Source organism: Hydrogenophaga sp. SL48, from assembly GCF_021729865.1.
Classification (GTDB): domain Bacteria; phylum Pseudomonadota; class Gammaproteobacteria; order Burkholderiales; family Burkholderiaceae_C; genus Hydrogenophaga.
Genome location: NZ_CP063400.1, coordinates 2573171 through 2593204 on the forward strand (window position 1 = coordinate 2573171; position 20034 = coordinate 2593204).

Consider the following 20034-nt stretch of genomic DNA (forward strand, 5'->3'; position numbering starts at 1 on the left):
TCGCCGCAGCAACAAGGCGCGGGTGGGTCAGAAAGCGTCGACCGCCATGGCCGTGACCGCGTCCGCACCTTCGCAGATGCTGTCGCGCACGCCCGGGGCGCGGCTCAGGATGTGGTCGGCATAGAAGCGCGCGGTGGTGATCTTGGCCTGCATGAACGCCGCGTCGGTGCCGGCGGCCAGCTGGTCTTCGGCCACCAGCAGCGCGCGCGCCAGCTGCCAGCCCGCCACCACGTTGCCCGCGAGCATGAGGTAGGGCACGCTGCCGGCGAAGGCGGCGTTGGGGTTGCTGCGGGTGTTGGCGGCAATGAACTCGACCACGTCCACAAAGGCTTCTCGCGCGGCGGTCAGGCGCTTGGCCACGGCCAGCGCATTGGCGCTGCCGCGCTGCACCAGCTCGGCTTCGGTCTTCTGAATCTGTGCCGCGATGGCCTTGGCGTTGGTGCCGCCGTCGCGCGAGGTCTTGCGCCCCACGAGGTCGTTGGCCTGGATCGCTGTCGTGCCTTCGTAGATGGTCAGGATCTTGGCGTCACGGTAGTACTGGGCCGCGCCGGTTTCTTCGATGAAGCCCATGCCGCCGTGCACCTGCACGCCCAGCGAGGTCACCTCCAGGCTCATCTCGGTGCTGTAGCCCTTGACCAGCGGCACCAGGTATTCGTAGAAGGCGGCGTTGTCCTTGCGGGCGTCGGCATCGGGGTGGTGGTGGGCCGCGTCGTAGGCGGCAGCGGCCACGGCGGCCATGGCGCGGCAACCCTCGGTACTGGCGCGCATGGTCATGAGCATGCGCTTCACATCGGGGTGGTGGATGATGGGCGCGGCGGCGCTGAGCGAGCCATCAACCGGGCGGCTCTGCACGCGGTCTTTGGCGTAACCCACGGCCTTCTGGTAGGCGCGCTCGGCGATCGCGATGCCCTGCACGCCCACGGCGTAACGCGCCGCGTTCATCATGATGAACATGTATTCGAGGCCACGGTTTTCCTGACCCACGAGGTAACCCACGGCGCCACCATGGTCGCCGTACTGCAGCACGGCGGTGGGCGAGGCCTTGATGCCCATCTTGTGTTCGATGCTCACGCAGTGCACGTCATTGCGCGCACCGAGCGAGCCGTCTTTGTTCACCATGAACTTGGGCACCACGAACAGGCTGATGCCTTTCACGCCTTCGGGTGCGCCGGTCACGCGGGCCAGCACGAGGTGCACGATGTTCTGTGCCATGTCGTGTTCACCGTAGGTGATGAATATCTTGGTGCCGAACACCTTGTAGCTGCCATCGGGCTGCGGCTCGGCGCGGCTGCGCACGGCGGCCAGATCGCTGCCAGCCTGGGGCTCGGTCAGGTTCATGGTGCCGGTCCATTCGCCGCTCACCAGCTTCTCCAGGTAGACGGCTTTCAGCTCGTCACTGCCGGCGGTGATGAGCGCTTCGATGGCACCGTCGGTCAGCAGCGGGCACAGCGCGAAGCTCATGTTGGCGCTGTTAAGCATTTCGGTGCAGGCCGAGCCGATGGTCTTGGGCAGGCCCTGGCCGCCGAAGTCCACCGGGTGCTGCAGGCCCTGCCAGCCGCCTTCGGCGTACTGCTTGAAGGCGTCCTTGAACCCGGGCGTGGTGGTGACCTGGCCGTCGTGGAACGATGACGGGTACTTGTCGCCTTCCCAGTTCAGCGGCGCGATCACGCCCTCGTTGAGCTTGGCGCACTCCTCCAGCACAGCCTGCGCAGTGTCCAGGCCTGCGTCTTCAAAACCGGGCAACGCAGACACCTGGTGAATGCGCGCCAGGTGTTCGATGTTGAACAGCATGTCTTTGAGGGGTGCGACGTAACTCATTCGAATGTCTCCAGAGGTTCTTCGGGAAGTACAGATGCAACAAGGGCATCGCGAACGATGCCCTTGCCGGTGGTGCGGTGCTTACAGCGCCTTGATCAGCTCAGGCACAGCGGTGAACAGATCGGCCTCCAGGCCGTAGTCGGCCACCGAGAAGATCGGGGCCTCGGGGTCCTTGTTGATCGCCACGATCACCTTGGAATCCTTCATGCCGGCCAAGTGCTGGATGGCGCCCGAGATGCCACAGGCCACATACAGCTGCGGCGCCACGATCTTGCCGGTCTGGCCCACCTGCCAGTCGTTGGGCGCGTAGCCCGCGTCCACCGCGGCGCGGCTCGCGCCCAGCGCGGCGCCCAGCTTGTCGGCCAGCGGCGTCATGACCTCGTTGAACTTCTCGGCGCTGCCCAGCGCGCGGCCACCGGAGACGATGATCTTGGCGGCGGTCAGTTCGGGGCGGTCGCTCTTGGCGATCTCGCTGCCCAGGAACGTGCTCTTGCCGCTGTCGGCCTGGGCTGCCTGGGTTTCCACGGCGGCCGAGCCACCGGTGGCAGCGGCCGGATCGAAGCCGGTGGTGCGCACGGTGATCACTTTGGTGGCGTCGGCGCTCTGCACGGTGGCGATGGCGTTGCCGGCGTAGATCGGACGTTCAAACGTGTCGGCGGCGATCACCTTGGTGATGTCGCTGATCTGGCCCACGTCGAGCTGCGCGGCCACGCGCGGGGCGATGTTCTTGCCGCTGGCGGTGGCCGGGAACAGGATGTGGCTGTAGGTGCTGGCGATGGCCAGCACCTGGGCGGCCATGTTCTCGGCCAGGCCGTGGGCCAGGTATTCGGCGTCGGCGTGGATGACTTTGGACACGCCGGCGATCTGGGCGGCTGCGGCGGCCGCACCAGCGGCGTTGTGGCCGGCGATGAGCACATGCACCTCACCGCCACACTGGGCGGCGGCGGTGACGGTGTTGAGCGTGGCGCCCTTGATGGTGGCGTTGTCGTGTTCGGCAATGACGAGTGCGGTCATGTTGTTGTTCCTCAGATGACTTTGGCTTCAAGCTTGAGTTTTTCGACCAAGGTCGCGACGTCCGGCACCTTGATGCCCGCGCCGCGTTTCGGCGGCTCGCTGACCTTCAGGGTCTTGAGGCGCGGGCTCACGTCCACGCCGAGGTCTTCTGGCTTGACGATGTCCATTTGCTTCTTCTTGGCCTTCATGATGTTGGGCAGCGTCACATAACGCGGCTCGTTCAGGCGCAGGTCGGTCGTGACGATGGCCGGCAGGCTCAGGCTCAGGGTTTCCAGGCCACCGTCGACTTCGCGGGTGACATTGACCTTGCCGTCCACGACTTCGACCTTGGAGGCAAACGTGCCTTGAGGCAGACCCGCCAGCGCGGCCAGCATCTGGCCGGTCTGGTTGCAGTCGTCGTCGATGGCCTGCTTGCCCAGGATCACGAGACCGGGCTGCTCCTTGTCCATCAGGGCCTTGAGCAGCTTGGCCACGGCCAGGGGCTGCAGTTCTTCAGACGTTTCCACCAGGATGGCGCGGTCGGCGCCGATGGCCATGGCGGTGCGCAGGGTTTCCTGGCACTGCGTGACGCCGCAGGAGACGGCGATGACCTCGGTGACCACGCCCTTCTCTTTCAGGCGCACGGCTTCTTCGACCGCGATCTCGTCAAACGGGTTCATGCTCATCTTGACGTTGGCCAGGTCCATGCCGGACTGGTCTGCCTTGACGCGCACCTTGACGTTGTAGTCCACCACGCGTTTGACGGGGACGATGACCTTCATATTCAGTTGCTCCAGATGATGGGGGGACAAACAAAAAAACGGGTGCCCGAGTTGACGTGCACGTCAATTTGGATTGTATGTCGGTGCTCGGACGGACGACGATTTTTCGGGCTCAACCACCGGGTTTAAAAAATCGAACGGTCGTGCTTTTTTAGCATTATAGAGCAAGGTTCCGGATCATCCGGCATCCTTGGTTTGCCGTCTGCTGCCGGGACGACAAAGCAAGGGATTTCCCTATTCGCCAACCGTTCGGTCGGCGAATTCGGGTAAGTCTGTAGGGCGAAAACACGGGTATTCGCCTATAGTGAAATCAAGCCTTGTGCTTATATTTTGTAACCAAATTCACCCTCCCGGAGACCCTGCATGAAATTCCGCCTCGCCGCTTCGGCAGCCCTTTCAGCCACCCTGCTCATGGGCGCCTCAGCCTCTGCGCAGACCGTGTTCTCCGCCTCCAGCTGGGTGCCGCCGACCCACACCCTGAGCGTGGCCCAGAAGGAGTGGTGTGACGCGCTCGAGAAAGAAAGCGCGGGCCGCATGAAGTGCAACATCCTGCCCAAGGGCGTGGCAGCCGCACCGGGCACCTTTGACGCGGTGCGCGATGGGCTGGCAGACATCTCTTTCACGGTGGACGGTTACACGCCAGGGCGCTTCATCAACACACAGGTTGCCGAGTTCCCGTTCCTCGGCGACAACTCCATGGCCACCTCGGTGGCGTACCAGCGCATCTACAGCAAGTACTTTGCGCCCCTGGGCGAGCACCGTGGCGTGAAGGTGCTGGGCGTCTTCACGCACGGCCCCGGCATCATCTTCAACAGCAAGAAGCCGGTGCTGACCACGGCCGACGCCGCCTCCCTCAAGTGGCGCATCGGCGGCGGCAACATCAATGAACTGACCAAGCTCATGGGCTGGAACACCACGCTCAAACCCGCGCCGGAATCGTTCGAACTGCTGTCCACCGGCGTGATGGACGGCACCCTGTTTCCCGACGAATCCATCGCGTCTTTCAAGCTGAGCATGATCAAGCATGCCACCACCTTCCCGGGTGGCCTGTACAACACCAGCTTCGTCTTCATGATGAATCCGGCCAAGTACAGCGCCCTGTCGGCCGAAGACAAGGCGGTGGTCGACAAGCTGTCGGGTGACTACGTGGCACGCCGCTTCGGTGCAGGCTGGGACAAGGTGGATGACGCTTCTCGCGACGGCGTCCAGAAGACCCAGGGCGTGGCCCGCGTACAGGCCAGCGAAGCGTTCATCAACGAAGTCAAGGCCAAGCAGGCTGTACTGGAAGACAAGTGGGCTGCCGCTGCGGAGGCCAAGGGTCTGAAGAACCCCAAGGCGGTGCTGGCCGAATTCCGCGCCGAGATCGCCAAAGCGAAATAAACCCGACGCGCCATCCGATCGCCGGCGAGGCAGTGGTTCATACTGCCTCGCCGGTTTCGTTTTTTGAACCCCACTCCCATGCTCAAGAACCTGGAAAAGCTGTTGCGGTGGTCCACCGGCCTGATGGCCGCCGTGGCGCTGTTCACCATCATGTGGCTCACGCTCATCGACGTGACAGGCCGAAAATTCTTTGACCATTCGCTCCCTGGCGGACTGGAAATCACCGAAATTCTCATGGTGATCGTGATCTTCGGCGCGCTGCCACTCGTGTCGTTCGGAGGTGAGCATGTGGTGTTCGACTCGCTCGATCACCTGATTCCCGGCTGGCTAAAGAGCATCCAGAACCGCGCCATCGAAGCCGTCAACGCCCTCACGTTCGGCGGCCTGGCCTGGCTCATGTCGCAGCGCGCCGAGCGTTTTGCCGAATACGGCGACACCACCGTCTACCTCCAGTTCTCCATCGCGCCCGTGGCCTGGCTCATGGCGGCCCTGCTCGCATTGACCGCGCTGGTGCACCTGCTGTTCGTGTTCATGCCACCACCCGATCGGGAAGACGCCACGGCAGGAGCCGCGACATGACCGAAGCCATTCTGGGTTTTGCCGCTGTCTTCCTGCTGGCGCTGCTGAGGGTGCCGCTGGCCGTGTCCATGTCGCTGGTGGGCATCGCGGGCCTGGGCTTGCTGCGGGGTTGGCCTGCGGCGTATGCCAGCACCAGCCAGGTCATTTTCGAGACCGGTTTCCAGTACGTGCTGTCGGTGATTCCACTGTTCGTGCTCATGGGCAACTTTGTCGCCCGCGCCGGCATGGCCAGGGAACTGTTCTCGGCGGCCAACGCCTTCGTGGGCCACAAGCGCGGCGGCCTGGCCATGGCCAGCGTGATTGCATCGGGTGGCTTCGGCGCCATCTGCGGCTCGTCCATCGCCACCGCAGCCACCATGACGCGCGTGGCGTTCCCGGAGATGCGGACGCACGGCTACAAGGACTCACTGGCGGCCGGGGCCATCGGCGCCGGCGGCACCCTGGGCATCATGATCCCGCCGTCCACCATCATGGTGATCTACGGGATCATCACCGAGACAGACATCGGCAAACTGTTCGTTGCCGGCATCCTGCCGGGCATCGTGGCCATCACCTGCCTTTGCATGGCGGTGGTGTTCATCACCTGGCGTGACCCTTCCGCCGGTCCACCGGCCGAGCGCACCAGTTGGGCCCAGCGCTGGGCGGCGATCCGTGGTGTGTGGGGTGTGGTGGTGTTGTTTGCACTGGTGATCGGCGGCATTTATGGCGGCGTGTTCACAGCCACCGAGGGCGCGGGTGTGGGCGCGGCGGGCGCCTTCATGTTTGCGCTGGCGCGGGGGGCGCTCACGCCCCGCGTGCTCACCGACATCCTGGTGGAAAGCGCTCGCACCACGGCCATGCTGTTCACGATCCTGATCGCGGCCATGATCTTCAGCAGTTTTGTGAACTTCACGTCGATGCCCGGCGACTTGCGCGACTTCATCCTGCAGTTCAGCCCCAACCCCATCATGGTCGTGATCATGATGATGGGCATCTACATCGTGCTCGGCCTGGCCATGGAAGAGCTGTCGATGGTGCTGCTGACCATCCCGGTGTTTTTCCCGGTGATCACCGCGCTGGGTTTTGACCCAGTGTGGTTCGGCATCCTGATCGTGACGATCGTGGAGATCGGCATGATCTCGCCGCCGGTGGGCATGAACCTGTTCGTGATCAACAGCCTGTTGCCCGATGTGAAGCTCAGCACCATCTTCCGGGGGGTGTGGCCTTTCGTGATGGCCGATGTGGTTCGCCTGGGCATCCTGATCGCCTTCCCCGCGATCTCCCTGTGGCTGCCCAGCCTGATGAAATGACCGCTTGATCAGGCGCGGGGTTCAGGCGCCGGGCCGGGCTTCATGTGCACGATGCGCTGCGGGTACGGGATCTCGATCCCGTTGCCCCGCAGCGATTTGAGGATCGCCATGTTGATGTCGGAACGCAGGTTGAGCTGCCCGTTTTCCGGGTCGGCAATCCAGTAACCGAGCGTGAACTCCAGGCCGTCGGCGCCGAAGGCCGAAAGGGCCGCGCTCGGCGCTGGATCGCGCATCACGCGCGGCTGGGCGAGCGCCGCATCGGTGAGCAGGCGCCGCACCAGGTCCACATCGCTGTCATAGGCCACCGACACCACGGTGGACTGCCACACCCGCGCATCGGCCAGCGACAGGTTTTCGACCCGGTTGGTGATCAGGATTTCGTTGGGCACGATGGACTCGCGCCCGGTGGTGGAGCGGATCAGGGTGTAGCGCGCCTTGATGTCGCTGATTCGCCCCTCGAAGTTGTCCACCTTCACGTTGTCGCCGATGCGCATGCTGCGCTCGGCCAGAATCACGAAGCCACTCACGTAGTTGGCCGCCAGCTTCTGCAGGCCGAAGCCGATGCCCACACCGATCGCGCCACCGAGCACCGACAGCGCGGTCAGGTCGATGCCCACGGTGGTCAGCGCAATGATCAGGCCCAGGAACATGAGCAGTGCGCGCATGGCGTTGCTCACCGCCTTGCGCAGCGAGAGATCACCACCCACGGCCGATCGCAACAGGCGGCTCTCGATCGCAGCGGACACCCAGAGGCTGAGGATGAGCACGGCACTGGCGGTCAGTGCGCCCTCGATCAGCGTGCGCAGGCTGAGCACCGAGCCACCGATCTTCCAGGTGATCTGGTCCAGTTCGTTGAGCACCACCGGCAGCAGCCCGCTGACCCACAGCACCATGGCGCCCCAGGCCACCCAGGAGATCGTGCGCTCCAGCGGCTTGATCCAGGTGGCCAGGGGAAACGCCACCTGCAACACCTTCACGCCCACACGGATCGCCACCAGCGACACCAGCACCGGAATCGCCACCCTGAAAACGGCGAGCGGCAGCTGCTGGGACAACAGGGTGCGCGCGATGTAGGCGAGCGTGAGCAGCAACAGCGGGAACATCACGCCATCGAACAGGCGGTGGCCAAACAGCACCGAACTCTTCTCATCCTTCATGCCCAGGGCACGCCGCATCACGGCAGTGAGCCCCCAGGCCAGGATCACGCACGCGGCCAGTGCGGCCAGTTCGGCACCGACCGTGGGTTCGGTGAAGCCGGCGAGCCAGCCCTGAAGGTCGTCAATGGGCGGCGGGGTGGGGGTGAGAGTCACGGAGGAAGTCATTCGATGTCACTGAAAGAAAGGTGCCTTTGAAAGGGGCCGGCTCCCGCCACACCACGGAACGGCCTGCCGACAGGACGGAGCGCAGGCGTGGTCCCAGGGTGTGCGGCTTCGCGCAGCGAGCCTGCTTCGGCAGGGCTACCAATGCGGCGCGCGCTTCTCGATGAAGGCTTGCACACCTTCTTGCGCCACGTCGTGCACCATGTTGCAGGCCATGGTCTGGCCTGCCAGCTGGTAGGCCGACTCCATGCCGGTCTCGATCTGCCGGTAGAACAGGGTCTTGCCCATGGCAATGGCGTCGCGTGGCTTGGACAGGATGCGGTCGACGAGGGCGGCCACTTCGGCGTCCAGCGCGTCGGCAGCCACCACCCGGTTCACCAGCCCTCGAAGCCTGGCCTCGTCGGCGGTGATGAAATCCCCCGTCAACAGCATCTCCATCGCCTGCTTGGACCCCATGTTGCGCGACAGGGCGACGCTGGGCGTGGCACAAAAGAGGCCGACGTCGATGCCGTTCACACCGAAACTCGCCTCCTGCGCCGCCACCGCCAGATCACATTGCGCCACCAGCTGGCAACCGGCGGCCGTCGCCAGGCCGTGCACCCGCGCGATCACCGGCACCTCCAGCTTGCGCACGCTCATCATCAGTTTCGAGCAGGTCGCGAACAGCGCCTGGTAGTACGCCAGCTCGGGGCGCGCCTTCATCTCCTTGAGGTCGTGCCCGGCGCAGAAGGCGCGCCCACTGGCGCCCACCACCACCACGCGGGCGGCCGGATCGGCCGCGACGGTGTCCAGCGCGCGCTGAAAGGCCGCCATCATGGCCTCGGACAACACGTTGAAACTGCGCGGCGCGTTCAGCGTGATGGTGTGCACACCGCGTTGATCGCGGGTGTGAAGCAGGATGTCGGTGGAACCGTCTGGGGTCATGCGGGCATGGTCCTTTCTGCGTGCACGGGGCGGTGGATGGTCAGGCTGGCGCGGGGTAGGAACTGCTCACCAGCAGGTCCTCGGCCACATCGCGCCACGAGAACCCGGGCTCGGGCTCCCCCACCTTCTCGACCACGATCTCCGCATGGCAATAGAGGTTGTTGACTGGCTGGTCCAGCAGGTAGCCCTGGCTCCCGCGGGCGAAACGGCCAATGATGGGGGTCGACAGCCCGCTGTCGAGCACCCTGAAGCCCAGGCGCGGATGAAACAGCTGCTCAAGGCCCCGGCTGTTGAACTGGAAGAAATGCCAGGGCGTTTCGTGCTCGGAGAACGAAAAATGCGTCTCGATGTAGGCCTTGCCCCCCACACGCAGCACCTTGGCAATCTCCTCCGCCACCAGCCAGGGGCAGGTCAGGTGCTCGAACACCGCACAGGACAAGACAAAGTCGAACTGCCGGCCCGGCAGGTACGTCGCGAGCTTGTGGGCATCCCCCACGACATCGACGTTGGGACCGTCCATGAAATCGAAGCCGGTGTAGTTCACGTCGGGAAGGTAGTCCTTCCAGAGCGCACGGCTCACGACCAGGCGAGACCCGATCTCCAGCACCTCCAGGCCCGGGCGGTTGATGTGCTCCTTGATCCAGGGCCACACCACACTGTGCCCGCAAAACGCGGGCGCCCGCTCGGCGGCTTCCGTCAGAAAGGCGTCGTCCAGATCGGAACTCTGGCCACAGAGCTGCAGCGCGCGCGCGCGCGCTTCGGCGGCGCTCAGGGCGTCGCGCAACCGCGCCATCTCTGCCTGCCCCGCCAGCTCGCGCGCATGGCTTTGTTCCAGGCGAATCCGCAGGTCGTGCAGCTCGGCGGCAAGCCCGCGCAAGCCCGGCAGGCGTTTCAATACTTGCTTCAACATCACCGATTCATACCCCTGCCAGCACCCGCAGATGCACCTCCACACTGCGGGCCAGCGCACCCAGGTTGTAGCCACCTTCCAGGACACTCACGATGCGCCCCTGGGCGTGGCGTTTCGCCACTTCCTTGATGCGCTCGGTGATCCAGGCGTAGTCGTTCTCCACCAGCCCCATCTGCCCCATGTCGTCCTCGCGATGAGCGTCGAAGCCGGCGCTGATGAAGATCATCTGCGGTTTGTGTGCATGCAGCCGGGGCAGCCACATCATGTCGATCAGTTCGCGCACGTCCATGCCCTTGGTGTAGGCCGGCACCGGCAGGTTCACGAGATTGGCCGCCGTCGAGTGCTCCCAAGGCGGGTAGAACGGGTGCTGGTAGAAGCTGCACATGAGGATGCGTTCGTCGCCGGCCACGATGTCCTCCGTGCCGTTGCCGTGGTGCACGTCGAAGTCGATGATCGCGACCCGTTTCAGGCCGTGGCGCTCCAGCGCGTACTTGGCGGCGACCGCCACGTTGTTGACGAAGCAGAAGCCCATGGCCTGGTGTCGCATCGCGTGGTGACCGGGCGGACGCACCGCGCAGAAGGCGTTGACCATCTCGCCCGCCAGCACCGCGTCGGTGGCATCGATGGCGGCACCGGCCGCCATCAGGATCGCGTCCCAGGAGTGGATGTTGATGGACGTGTCGGGATCGATCTGCGCATGTGTGGGGCCGCCGGCGGCAATGTCGTCACGAAGACCGTCGCTCAGGCCCCGGATCGCGGCCAGATGCATGCGACCATGCGCCAGTTCCAGATCGGTCAGCGAAGCGGCGGTGGCTTCGCGCCGCTCCAGCGCGGTGTCGAGCCCGGTGATCAGCAACCGGTCCTCGATGGCATCGAGCCGGGCCGGGCATTCGGGGTGTCCGTTGCCCATCTCATGTCTCCAGCAATCCTTGTGGGTGAAATAACCTGTTGCCTGGCTCATCACATTTTTACGTTAAGGTTCACGGCATGCACGCCGACTCGAAAATTCAGCAGCTTTTGACCCAGCTTAACACGGTCATTGTGGGCAAAAGTGCCCAGGTTTCCGACTGCGTGGCCTGCCTTTTGGCTGGTGGCCACCTGCTCATCGAAGACGTGCCCGGCGTCGGCAAAACCACGCTCGCGCACGCCCTCTCGCGCTCCTTCGGCCTGCAGTTTTCGCGCGTGCAGTTCACCGCCGACCTGATGCCCAGCGACCTGGTCGGCGTGTCGATCTACGAGCGCGGTCGCGAGGCCTTCGTGTTCCACCCAGGCCCCGTGTTTGCGCAGGTGCTGCTGGCCGACGAGATCAACCGCGCCAGCCCCAAGACGCAGAGCGCGCTGCTCGAAGCCATGGAGGAAAAACAGGTCACGGTCGAGGGCGAAACGCGCGCCCTGCCCGAACCGTTTTTCGTGATCGCGACGCAGAACCCGCACGACCAGCTCGGCACCTATGCCCTGCCCGAATCGCAGCTCGACCGGTTCCACATGCGCCTCTCGCTCGGCTACCCCGACCGGGCCGCCGAGCGCGAGCTGCTGCGCGGCGCCGACCGGCGCGACATGATCGAACACATGGCGCCGGTGCTCACCCCCGCCGATCTGGCACGGTTGCAGGCCACGGTGCAGGCGGTGCACACCGCCGATCCGGTGCTGGAGTACCTGCAGGACCTCGTGGCCGCCACCCGCTCGGGCCGCTGGTTCGCGCAGGGTCTGTCACCTCGTGCCGCGCTGGCCGTGGTGCGCTCGGCCAAGGCGCAGGCCTTCCTGTCGGGTCGCGACTACGTGGCGCCGGACGACATCGCCGCCATCCTGCCGCAGACCGTGGCGCACCGCATGGTTCCGGTGAGCGACGCCGGACGGGGCTCGGTCGAGCAGGTGCGCGCCATGATCGAGGCCGTGCCGCTGCCGTGAGATGGAACACCCCCGCCGCGCTGCGCGCGCCCCCCTCAAGGGGGCGATGCGAAGTGGCCCGGCAAAGCCGGTTCCACCGCATCCTGGGTCAGGGCATCTCGCGCCGGAGACCAACCACCCACTCGCTGGTTTCACGGCCATGAACACCGCAACCTTGCGACCTTCTGTCCTTCCATGGCGCCACCCGCTGCGCGCGCTGCGCAACCGCTTGCAGCGCTGGTTCCACGAGCGCATGCCGCGCTCGGACACGCTGGTCCTGACCCAGCGCAACGTCTACATCCTGCCGACGCGGGCGGGCCTGATGATGGCGTTCACGCTGCTCCTGCTGCTGGTCGCCAGCATCAACTACCAGCTCAACATGGGCTACCTGCTGACCTTTCTGCTGGCGGGCAGCGCGGTGGTGGGCATGCACCTGTGCCACGGCAACCTGCGCGGGCTGACCCTGCACCTGACACAGCCCCTGCCGGTGCACGCCGGCCAGGCCGCCGCGCTCGACATCCGCCTCACCAGCGAGCGCAAGGGCGCGCGCCACGGCATCGGTCTCGGCGTCACCGATCCCGACCACCCGGGCGACGCCCACCTCGCCTGGACCGATGTGCCGGCGCAGGGCAGCACCCAGCTGCAGGTGGCCTGGGCCACACCGCGCCGCGGCCTGCACGCCCTGCCGGCGCTCACGGCGGTCACGCTCTTTCCGCTCGGCACGTTCCGGGTCTGGACGGTCTGGCGCCCGGCCGCGCAGGTGCTGGTCTACCCGGCCCCCGAGGCGCACCCGCCACCGCTGCCCGCGGGCGAGCCGCAGCCCGGGCACGCCAGCAGTGCGCGCCATCAGTCCACCGGCGAGTTCGATGGCGTGCGCGCCTACCGCCGCGGCGATCCGCAGAAGACCGTGGTCTGGAAAAAGGCCGCGCAGGCCTTTGCGGCAGGCCGGGACGACCTCGTCAGCCGCGACACCCTGTCCAGCCAGCGCCAGCAGCTCTGGCTGGACCACGCTCACTGCGGCGTCACCGATCTGGAGGCCCGCCTGTCCCGCCTCACCGCCTGGGTGCTGATGGCCGACCGCCTGGGGCTGGACTACGGGCTGCGCATCCCCGGGCGCGAGATGGCACCCGACCAGGGGCCGTCGCAACGCTCGCGTTGTCTGGAGGCACTGGCGCTGGTATGAGCATGAACACCCCCCGCGTCGACTTCGGCGCCACCCCCCTGGAAGGGGGGCAACACCAGCCGTCCGGCAAAGCCGGCCCGGCGGTGTTCCCGGCTGGACCGCTTCATTCGCCGACAGTTGCGTTGGGCGCGGAGGCGTCCCCGGGATGAAACAACTCCTGCGCCCCTTCGTGTCGTTTCCCTTTCATCCGGGCTCGTCCCTGCCCCGGGACACGCGCGACACCCTCTTCCTGCTCGCCGTCATCGCCTGGGTGGTGTTCATGCAGATCGGCCACATTCCCTGGTGGTGCACGGCGCTCACGGCCGGGGTGCTGGTCTGGCGCGGCGTGCTGACACTGCGCGGGCGGCCGCTACCGGGCTGGCGCTGGCGCATCGGCCTGCTCGCGCTGACGCTGGTGGCGACCTGGCTCACGCACCGCACCCTGCTCGGGCGAGATGCCGGCGTGACACTGATCGTGGTGCTGCTGGCGCTCAAGACACTGGAACTGCGCGCGCGGCGCGACGCTTTCGTGGTGTTCTTCCTCGGGTTCTTCACCCTGCTGACCCACTTCTTCTACTCCCAGTCGCTGCTCACGGCGGCCGGCATCCTGATCGCGCTGCTGGGCCTGCTCACCGCGCTGGTCAACGCCCACATGCCCGTGGGCCGGCCCCCGCTCGCGCAGGCCGCTCGCATCGCCGCGGGCATGGCCGCCCTGGGCGCGCCCATCATGCTGGTGGCTTTCATGCTGTTCCCCCGCCTGTCACCGCTCTGGGGCGTGCCGGGTGACGGCATGGAAGGCCGCAGCGGCCTCTCCGGCAAGATGCGCGTGGGCCAGATCGCCGAGCTGGTGCTGGACGACCGGGTCGCGTTTCGCGTGCGCTTCGATGGTGCGCCGCCGCCGCAGCGGGACCTGTATTTCAGAGGCCCCGTGCTCACCGATTTCGACGGTGTGGAGTGGAAACCGCTGCGCTCGGCCTTTCCACCCCACATGGAGCTGCAGGCCGATCTGGCTGTGAGCGGCGAGCCCATCCGCTACGAAGTCACGATGGAGCCGCACCAGCGACCCTGGGTGTTCCTGCTGGAAGCGGCGGACAAGCCGCCCGAACTGCCCGGCATGCGCGCCTTCATGACACCCGAGCTGCAGTGGTTCACCCGGCGGCCCATGACCGAGCTGGTGCGCTACCGCGCCGAGGCCTACACCCGGTTCCGCCACGGGCCACTGGAACCGGCCCTGGCGCTGCAGGACCAGATTCAACTGCCCGCCGGCTTCAATCCGCGCACGCTCGAGCTGGCGCAGCAGCTGCGGCGCGAACACGGCACCGGCCCGGCATCGTCGGCGGCACTGATCCGGGCCGCCATGGAGCGCCTGCGCACCGGCGGCTACACCTACACCCTGGACCCGGGGATCTACGGGCAACACACGGCGGACGAGTTCTGGTTCGACCGCCGTGAGGGTTTCTGCGAACACATCGCGTCCAGCTTCGTGATCCTGATGCGCGCCCTCGACATCCCCGCGCGCATCGTCACGGGTTACCAGGGCGGCGAGCTCAACGGCGTCGATCGATACTGGACCGTGCGCCAGCGCGACGCCCACGCCTGGGCCGAGGTCTGGTTGCAAGGCCAGGGCTGGGTGCGGGTCGACCCGACCTCGGCGGTGGCGCCGGGCCGCACCGGTTCGCTGGACCGGCTGCGTGCGCCGCAAGGCGCCATTGCCTCCGCCATCGGCGCCATCGACCCGGGCACGGCCCAGCGCCTGCGCGAGGTCTGGGAAGCCATCAACAACGGCTGGAACCAGTGGGTGCTCAACTACACCCAGGGCAAGCAGCTGGACCTGCTGAAGAACCTCGGCTTCGAGTCGCCCAGCTGGACCGACCTGGCTTATGTGCTGATCGGGGTGGTGGTGCTGGTGAGCCTCGTCGGTGCCGGCTGGACGCTGTGGGAACGTCAGCAACACGACCCCTGGCTGCGCCTGCTCGCGCGCAGCCGGCAACGGCTGCAAGGCCTGGGGCTTGATGCCGGCGCCCACCACACCCCCCGCGAACTGGCGCGGTGGGCGCGGGAGCACCTGGGCGACACCGGTTTCACGCAAACCCTGGGCGCGTGGCTGCTGCGGCTGGAAGCCCAGCGCTACGCCGCGCACAGCCCCGACACCCTCGCCGCCTTGCAGGCCGAGTTCCGGACCATGGCATGGCCCAAGAAAGACACACGGTGATGACCTTCAACCAAAAAACGCTGGCCTGGCGAACAACCTGTTCTGCACTCGTCAGCGCTGCGGCGTTGCTGAGTGCGCCCGCTCAAGCCACATCCACCCCCACCGACGGCGCACCACCCGCCCCGATCGTGGTGACCAGCTATGGTGCTTCGCCCGCCGCCATGGCCTTCGCCGACGATCTCGCGCTGCGGCGCGGGCTGGATGTGGACTGGGTGCGGCAACAGCTCGGCGCGGCACAACGCCTGCCCAACGTGATCCGCCTGATGACACCGGCCCCGAGTGGCGCCCACAAGAACTGGGCGGCCTACCGTGCCCGCTTCATCGAGCCCGTCCGCGTGCGCGCCGGCCAGCGCTTCTGGGAAACAAACCGCGAGGCCCTGGCCCGGGCCGAAACCGAGTACGGCGTGCCCGCGAGCCTGATCGTCGGGGTGATCGGCGTCGAATCGATCTACGGCCAGCACACCGGCAACTTCCGCGTGATCGACGCACTGGCCACCCTGGCCTTCGACTTCCCCGCCGTGCACCCCCGCGCCGAAGCCCGGACCGAGTTTTTCCGGGGCGAGCTGGAGCAGTTCCTGAGCCTCACCCAGCGCACCGGCATGGACCCTCAGGCGGTGCGCGGCAGCTACGCCGGCGCCATGGGCTGGCCACAGTTCATGCCCAGCAGCTGGACCAAGTTCGCCGTTGATTTCGACGGCGACAGCAAGGTCGACCTCTTCAACAGCCCCGCCGACGTGATCGGCTCCGTGGCCAACTACTTCAAGGCCTACGGCTGGCAGACCGGCCAGCCCACGCACTACCCCGTCGCATTCGATGCGACACGGCTCGACAAGGACGGCCTGCTCGCCCCCGACATCCTGCCCACGTTCGGGGTCGAGAGCTTCACCGCCAAAGGGGCGGTGCTCGAAGGCCCCGCCCTGCAACACACCGGCAAGCTGGCGCTGATCGAGCTGCAGAACGGCGACCCCGCCAACGGCGGCGCCCCGGCCACCTACCTCGCGGGCACCGACAACTTCTATGTGATCACGCGCTACAACTGGAGCAGCTACTACGCGCTGGCGGTGATTGAATTGGGGCAAACCGTGCAGGCCTTGGTGGAACGCCAGTAGCGCCTGGAAATGTCAGCCATTCCACGGCTCCTGAGCACCACCTGAGGCATGCAACGGTGCACACCAGGGCACCGCCGGGCCGGCTTCGCCGGACGGCCAGTGCCGCCCCCTTGAGGGGGTAGCGCGAAGCGCTGCGGGGGTGTTCCAGATCAAGCCCAGGGTCCGATCCGGATGTCCACGTCCATGCTTTCTTCGCCCCCGCCGCGGCGCAGCCCCTTGATCGGCAAGCAGGCGGTGTAGTCGGTGGCGGCGGCCAGGCGGGTGTGGCGCTGATCGGTGGGGCAGCGGTGCGTGACGTCGAGGCTGATCCAGCGGCGCGTGGCCGGGTCCAGGCACACGTCGGCCCAGGCGTGGCTGGCGAGGTCGGGTTCGTTGGCCGCGTAGAAATAGCCGCTCACGTAACGCGCCGGCAGGCCGATGCTGCGGCACACGGCCACCATCACATGGGCCTGGTCCTGGCACACACCGAGCTCCCAGTCGAACGCTTCGAGCGCGGTGGTCTCCACGCCGGTGCTGCCCTTGCGGTACTGCACCTTGTCCGCCACGGCGCTGGCCAGGGCCACGAGGTCGGCCACGCCGGGCAGCTCACCGCGCGCGCGCGCCGCCATCAGCGAGGGCACGGTCTGCATGGCCCACAGGGCCATGCGCGGGTGCGGCTCAGCCAGCGGTGTGGAGCGCAGGTAAAACGAGGGGTGCGGCAGTGTCGGCGGGTCGGTGAACTCGGCCACGCCGTGGGTCACCACCGTGCCCATGGCCGAGATGCTGTTCTCGCGCAGGTTCTGCTCGGGCCGGGCCACGAGGCTGAAGCTGTGCACGCGGTTGCCTTCGGTGTCGGGCTGCGGGTGCAGCGTGCCGGGGGTGCGGATCTCCCAGTACTCCACCGTCTGGCAGGCGCTGCTGACGGGCCACAGGTGCAGGGTCTGCACCGTGTAGAGCAGCGGCTGGCTGTAGCGGTAGAGGGTGTTGTGGTGGATGACCAGTTTCATGGGGTACCGGGATGGCACAAGGGAAAAGCCCCAGGTTGTCCAAGAGCCCCGCATGGTACCTGCCGCCGCCGTCCAGAAGACACACAGCGAGCAGGGCAACCCCTGCGCGCCACAGCGCGCCCCAGGGCACAGCTGGGCCGGCTTTGCCGGACAGCCCGTGCCGCCCCTTGGGGGTGACGCGAAGCGGCGCGGGGGGACCTAATGCACCGTCGGCACCAGGAAGTCCTGGCTGATGCGGCCACCCAGCTCGTTCACGCGGTCGAGGAACTGTGTGAGGAAGGCGTGCAGACCGGTGGACAGGATTTCGTCGATGCGGGCGTACTGCAGGTCGGCCTTGAGCTTGCCGGCGCGGCGCAGCGTTTCACCCGATGTGTCGTTGGCCACCACGGCCAGGTTGCTCACCACCTCGTTCATGCTGGCAGCGAGGCTGCGCGGCATGTCCGGGCGCAGGATCAGCAGCTCGGCCACGCGCTCGGGCGTGATCACGTCCCGGTAGACCTTGCGGTAGACCTCGAAGCCGGAGACCGAGCGCAGGATCGCGCTCCAGTGGTAGAAGTCATACTCCTGATCCTGCTCGCTGGCGGCGCCGAAGAAGTCGCTCTGCACCGCGTGGAACTTCACGTCCAGCAGGCGCGCCGTGTTGTCGGCCCGCTCCAGGAACGAGCCCATGCGGTAGAAGTGGAAGGCCTCGTCCTGCAGCATGGTGCCCACCGCCACGCCACGCGAGAGGTGCGAACGGTGCTTGACCCATTCGAAGAACGCGCCGGGGTCGCGCTCGAACTCCTTGGACTTGAGGTAGCCCGCGAGCTTGAGCCAGGTGGCGTTCTGCGTTTCCCACAGCTCGGTGGTCAGCGCGCCGCGCACGGCACGGGCGTTCTCGCGGGCGGCCCGCAGGCAGGAACAGATGCTCGACGGGTTGGACTCGTCGCGCACCATGAAGTCCATGACGTTGCGCGGCGTGATGTCCTGGCCGTATTTGGCGGTGTAGCTCGGCATCAGCTCGCTGATGACCAGCAGGCCTTCCCAGCCCACCTGGGCCACGGCGGCGGACTGCGGCAACAGGGAGGTCTGGTAGTTGATGTCGAGCATGCGCGCGGTGTTCTCGGCACGCTCGGTGTAGCGGGACATCCAGAAGAGGTGGTCGGCGGTGCGTGAAAGCATGATCAGTCTTCCAGAATCCAAGTGTCTTTTGTACCGCCGCCCTGTGACGAGTTGACGACGAGCGAACCTTCCTTCAGCGCCACACGGGTGAGGCCCCCGGGCACCATCTGCACCTCCTTGCCACTCAGCACGAAAGGGCGCAGGTCGATGTGGCGCGGCGCCACGCCGCTCTCCACGTACGTGGGGCAGGTGGACAGGCTGAGCGTGGGCTGCGCAATGTAGCCCTCGGGCTTGGCCCGCACCACGGCGCGGAATTCGTCCACCTCGGCCTTGGTGGCCGCGGGGCCCACCAGCATGCCGTAGCCGCCGGCGCCGTGCACCTCTTTCACCACCAGCTCGGCCATGTGGTCGAGCATGTATTTCAGGTCGTCCGGGTTGCGACCCATGAAGGTCGGCACGTTGTTCAGGATCGGTTTCTGTCCCAGGTAGAACTCGATCATCTTGGGCACGTAGGGGTAGATCGACTTGTCGTCCGCCACGCCCGTGCCGACGGCATTGCAGATGGTCACGTTGCCGCTGCGATAGACGCCGAGCAGGCCGGCACAGCCCAGCGTGGACGTGGGTCGGAACACCAGCGGGTCGAGGAAGTCGTCGTCCACGCGGCGGTAGATCACGTCCACGCGGCGCGGGCCCTTGGTGGTGCGCATGTAGACGAAGTTGTCTTTCACGAACAGGTCCTGCCCCTCGACCAGCTCGATGCCCATCTGCTGCGCGAGGAAGGCGTGTTCGAAGTAGGCACTGTTGTACATGCCGGGCGTGAGCACCACCACCGTCGGCTCGGCCGTGGTGGCGGGGCTCACGGCGCGCAAGGTTTCGAGCAACAGGTCGGGGTAGTGGGCGACCGGGGCCACGCGGTTCTGGCCGAACAGGTCGGGGAACAGCCGCATCATCATCTTGCGGTCTTCCAGCATGTAGCTCACCCCGCTGGGCACGCGAAGGTTGTCTTCGAGCACGTAGTACTCGCCCTCGCCCTGGGCGTTGGGCGCACGCACGATGTCGACGCCCGAGATGTGCGAGTACACGCCGCCCGGCACGTCCACGCCCATCATCTCGGGGCGGAACTGCGCGTTCTGGAAAATCTGGTCGGCCGGGATGTGGCCGGCCTTGATGATCTCCTGGTCGTGGTAGACGTCGTGGATGAAGCGGTTGAGCGCGGTCACGCGCTGCACCAGGCCCTGCTCCATGCGCTTCCACTCGTGCGAAGGGATGATGCGCGGGATCAGGTCGAAGGGGATCAGGCGCTCGGTGCCGGAGCCGTCCTCGTCCTTGGCGCCGTACACCGCGAAGGTGATGCCGACGCGGCGGAAGATCATTTCCGCCTCCTCGCGCCGTGCCGCCATCACCTCTGCGGGTTGCTGCGCCAGCCAGTTGGCGTAGGCCTGGTAGTGAGCCCGCACCTCGGAAGGCGAAGCGTTCATCTCGTCAAACATCGGTCGGCTCATGGGCGTTTTTCTCCTGCAGACAGCATAGCAAGGAGTGGGCCAGCGGTGTGAGAGTGGCCCCAAAGCAGTGCGCCTCCCCGC

The 20034-nt window shown here is 66.4% G+C and carries 17 protein-coding genes; 7 read left to right on the forward strand and 10 right to left on the reverse strand.

Going from position 1 to position 20034, the window contains the following annotated elements; translation table 11 throughout:
* Positions 1-27 precede the first annotated feature (27 nt).
* From IM738_RS12190 to IM738_RS12200, 3 genes are all read right to left on the reverse strand, one after another.
* The gene (locus tag IM738_RS12190; protein ID WP_236966118.1) at positions 28-1818 is read right to left on the reverse strand and encodes an acyl-CoA dehydrogenase; all 1791 of its coding nucleotides are present in this window, start codon (positions 1816-1818) and stop codon (positions 28-30) included.
* Between the two features lie 81 nt (positions 1819-1899).
* Positions 1900-2832 carry an electron transfer flavoprotein subunit alpha/FixB family protein gene (locus tag IM738_RS12195; RefSeq protein WP_236966119.1) on the reverse strand — a complete coding sequence of 311 codons (933 nt, stop codon included), beginning with the start codon at positions 2830-2832 and terminating at the stop codon, positions 1900-1902.
* Positions 2833-2843: 11 nt separating this feature from the next.
* A complete protein-coding gene (locus tag IM738_RS12200; protein ID WP_236966120.1) occupies positions 2844-3593 on the reverse strand; it encodes an electron transfer flavoprotein subunit beta/FixA family protein in 750 nt (249 codons plus the stop codon).
* 363 nt (positions 3594-3956) lie between these two features.
* On the opposite strand from IM738_RS12200, the gene IM738_RS12205 reads away from it, so the two are divergent.
* From IM738_RS12205 to IM738_RS12215, 3 genes are all read left to right on the forward strand, one after another.
* The gene (locus IM738_RS12205; protein ID WP_236966121.1) at positions 3957-4973 is read left to right on the forward strand and encodes a TRAP transporter substrate-binding protein; all 1017 of its coding nucleotides are present in this window, start codon (positions 3957-3959) and stop codon (positions 4971-4973) included.
* Between the two features lie 78 nt (positions 4974-5051).
* On the forward strand, positions 5052-5552 hold the full coding sequence (locus tag IM738_RS12210; protein ID WP_236966122.1) for a TRAP transporter small permease: 501 nt from the start codon (positions 5052-5054) through the stop codon (positions 5550-5552).
* Positions 5549-6841: a TRAP transporter large permease gene (locus IM738_RS12215; protein WP_236966123.1), complete on the forward strand. Its 1293-nt coding sequence runs from the start codon at positions 5549-5551 to the stop codon at positions 6839-6841. Before IM738_RS12210 ends, IM738_RS12215 begins: the two co-directional genes overlap by 4 nt.
* An 8-nt stretch (positions 6842-6849) precedes the next feature.
* Here the strand turns inward: IM738_RS12215 and IM738_RS12220 are convergent, their stop codons facing one another.
* The 4 genes from IM738_RS12220 to IM738_RS12235 form a co-directional block, all read right to left on the reverse strand.
* Entirely contained in the window at positions 6850-8163 is a 1314-nt protein-coding gene (locus IM738_RS12220; protein ID WP_236966124.1) for a mechanosensitive ion channel family protein, read from the reverse strand.
* A gap of 135 nt (positions 8164-8298) precedes the next feature.
* Complete coding sequence (locus IM738_RS12225) at positions 8299-9084, reverse strand: enoyl-CoA hydratase (protein ID WP_236966125.1); 786 nt, start codon at positions 9082-9084, stop codon at positions 8299-8301.
* Positions 9085-9124: 40 nt separating this feature from the next.
* Positions 9125-9994 (reverse strand): class I SAM-dependent methyltransferase, encoded by an 870-nt coding sequence (locus IM738_RS12230; protein WP_236966126.1) that lies wholly within the window; start codon positions 9992-9994, stop codon positions 9125-9127.
* 7 nt (positions 9995-10001) lie between these two features.
* Positions 10002-10955, reverse strand: coding sequence for a histone deacetylase family protein (locus tag IM738_RS12235; protein WP_236966127.1), 954 nt, complete (start codon positions 10953-10955; stop codon positions 10002-10004).
* Positions 10956-10981: 26 nt separating this feature from the next.
* On the opposite strand from IM738_RS12235, the gene IM738_RS12240 reads away from it, so the two are divergent.
* The 4 genes from IM738_RS12240 to mltB all read left to right on the forward strand — a co-directional run bounded on the left by IM738_RS12240 (position 10982) and on the right by mltB (position 16364).
* Entirely contained in the window at positions 10982-11902 is a 921-nt protein-coding gene (locus IM738_RS12240) for an AAA family ATPase (RefSeq protein ID WP_236966128.1), read from the forward strand.
* Between the two features lie 139 nt (positions 11903-12041).
* On the forward strand, positions 12042-13064 hold the full coding sequence (locus IM738_RS12245; protein ID WP_236966129.1) for a DUF58 domain-containing protein: 1023 nt from the start codon (positions 12042-12044) through the stop codon (positions 13062-13064).
* 145 nt (positions 13065-13209) lie between these two features.
* Positions 13210-15255, forward strand: coding sequence for a transglutaminase family protein (locus IM738_RS12250; protein ID WP_236966130.1), 2046 nt, complete (start codon positions 13210-13212; stop codon positions 15253-15255).
* Complete coding sequence (gene mltB / locus IM738_RS12255; protein ID WP_442908511.1) at positions 15255-16364, forward strand: lytic murein transglycosylase B; 1110 nt, start codon at positions 15255-15257, stop codon at positions 16362-16364. Before IM738_RS12250 ends, mltB begins: the two co-directional genes overlap by 1 nt.
* Before the next feature lie 149 nt (positions 16365-16513).
* Here mltB and IM738_RS12260 read toward each other — a convergent pair whose 3' ends face one another.
* From IM738_RS12260 to IM738_RS12270, 3 genes are all read right to left on the reverse strand, one after another.
* A complete protein-coding gene (locus IM738_RS12260; protein ID WP_236966131.1) occupies positions 16514-17350 on the reverse strand; it encodes a transglutaminase family protein in 837 nt (278 codons plus the stop codon).
* Positions 17351-17548: 198 nt separating this feature from the next.
* The gene (locus IM738_RS12265; protein WP_236966132.1) at positions 17549-18511 is read right to left on the reverse strand and encodes an alpha-E domain-containing protein; all 963 of its coding nucleotides are present in this window, start codon (positions 18509-18511) and stop codon (positions 17549-17551) included.
* A gap of 2 nt (positions 18512-18513) precedes the next feature.
* A complete protein-coding gene (locus tag IM738_RS12270; protein ID WP_236966133.1) occupies positions 18514-19953 on the reverse strand; it encodes a circularly permuted type 2 ATP-grasp protein in 1440 nt (479 codons plus the stop codon).
* Between the last annotated feature and the right edge of the window lie 81 nt (positions 19954-20034).

What these genes read in the sequence shown, in the direction of transcription:
- IM738_RS12220 (WP_236966124.1), bottom strand. Translation starts at nt 8,163, where the DNA reads ATGACTTCCTCCGTGACTCTCACCCCCACCCCGCCGCCCATTGACGAC.
- IM738_RS12260 (WP_236966131.1), bottom strand. Translation starts at nt 17,350, where the DNA reads ATGAAACTGGTCATCCACCACAACACCCTCTACCGCTACAGCCAGCCG.
- IM738_RS12225 (WP_236966125.1), bottom strand. Translation starts at nt 9,084, where the DNA reads ATGACCCCAGACGGTTCCACCGACATCCTGCTTCACACCCGCGATCAA.
- IM738_RS12200 (WP_236966120.1), bottom strand. Translation starts at nt 3,593, where the DNA reads ATGAAGGTCATCGTCCCCGTCAAACGCGTGGTGGACTACAACGTCAAG.
- IM738_RS12240 (WP_236966128.1), top strand. Translation starts at nt 10,982, where the DNA reads ATGCACGCCGACTCGAAAATTCAGCAGCTTTTGACCCAGCTTAACACG.
- mltB (WP_442908511.1), top strand. Translation starts at nt 15,255, where the DNA reads ATGACCTTCAACCAAAAAACGCTGGCCTGGCGAACAACCTGTTCTGCA.
- IM738_RS12215 (WP_236966123.1), top strand. Translation starts at nt 5,549, where the DNA reads ATGACCGAAGCCATTCTGGGTTTTGCCGCTGTCTTCCTGCTGGCGCTG.
- IM738_RS12245 (WP_236966129.1), top strand. Translation starts at nt 12,042, where the DNA reads ATGAACACCGCAACCTTGCGACCTTCTGTCCTTCCATGGCGCCACCCG.
- IM738_RS12195 (WP_236966119.1), bottom strand. Translation starts at nt 2,832, where the DNA reads ATGACCGCACTCGTCATTGCCGAACACGACAACGCCACCATCAAGGGC.
- IM738_RS12230 (WP_236966126.1), bottom strand. Translation starts at nt 9,994, where the DNA reads ATGTTGAAGCAAGTATTGAAACGCCTGCCGGGCTTGCGCGGGCTTGCC.
- IM738_RS12190 (WP_236966118.1), bottom strand. Translation starts at nt 1,818, where the DNA reads ATGAGTTACGTCGCACCCCTCAAAGACATGCTGTTCAACATCGAACAC.
- IM738_RS12235 (WP_236966127.1), bottom strand. Translation starts at nt 10,955, where the DNA reads ATGAGCCAGGCAACAGGTTATTTCACCCACAAGGATTGCTGGAGACAT.
- IM738_RS12205 (WP_236966121.1), top strand. Translation starts at nt 3,957, where the DNA reads ATGAAATTCCGCCTCGCCGCTTCGGCAGCCCTTTCAGCCACCCTGCTC.
- IM738_RS12265 (WP_236966132.1), bottom strand. Translation starts at nt 18,511, where the DNA reads ATGCTTTCACGCACCGCCGACCACCTCTTCTGGATGTCCCGCTACACC.
- IM738_RS12270 (WP_236966133.1), bottom strand. Translation starts at nt 19,953, where the DNA reads ATGAGCCGACCGATGTTTGACGAGATGAACGCTTCGCCTTCCGAGGTG.
- IM738_RS12250 (WP_236966130.1), top strand. Translation starts at nt 13,210, where the DNA reads ATGAAACAACTCCTGCGCCCCTTCGTGTCGTTTCCCTTTCATCCGGGC.
- IM738_RS12210 (WP_236966122.1), top strand. Translation starts at nt 5,052, where the DNA reads ATGCTCAAGAACCTGGAAAAGCTGTTGCGGTGGTCCACCGGCCTGATG.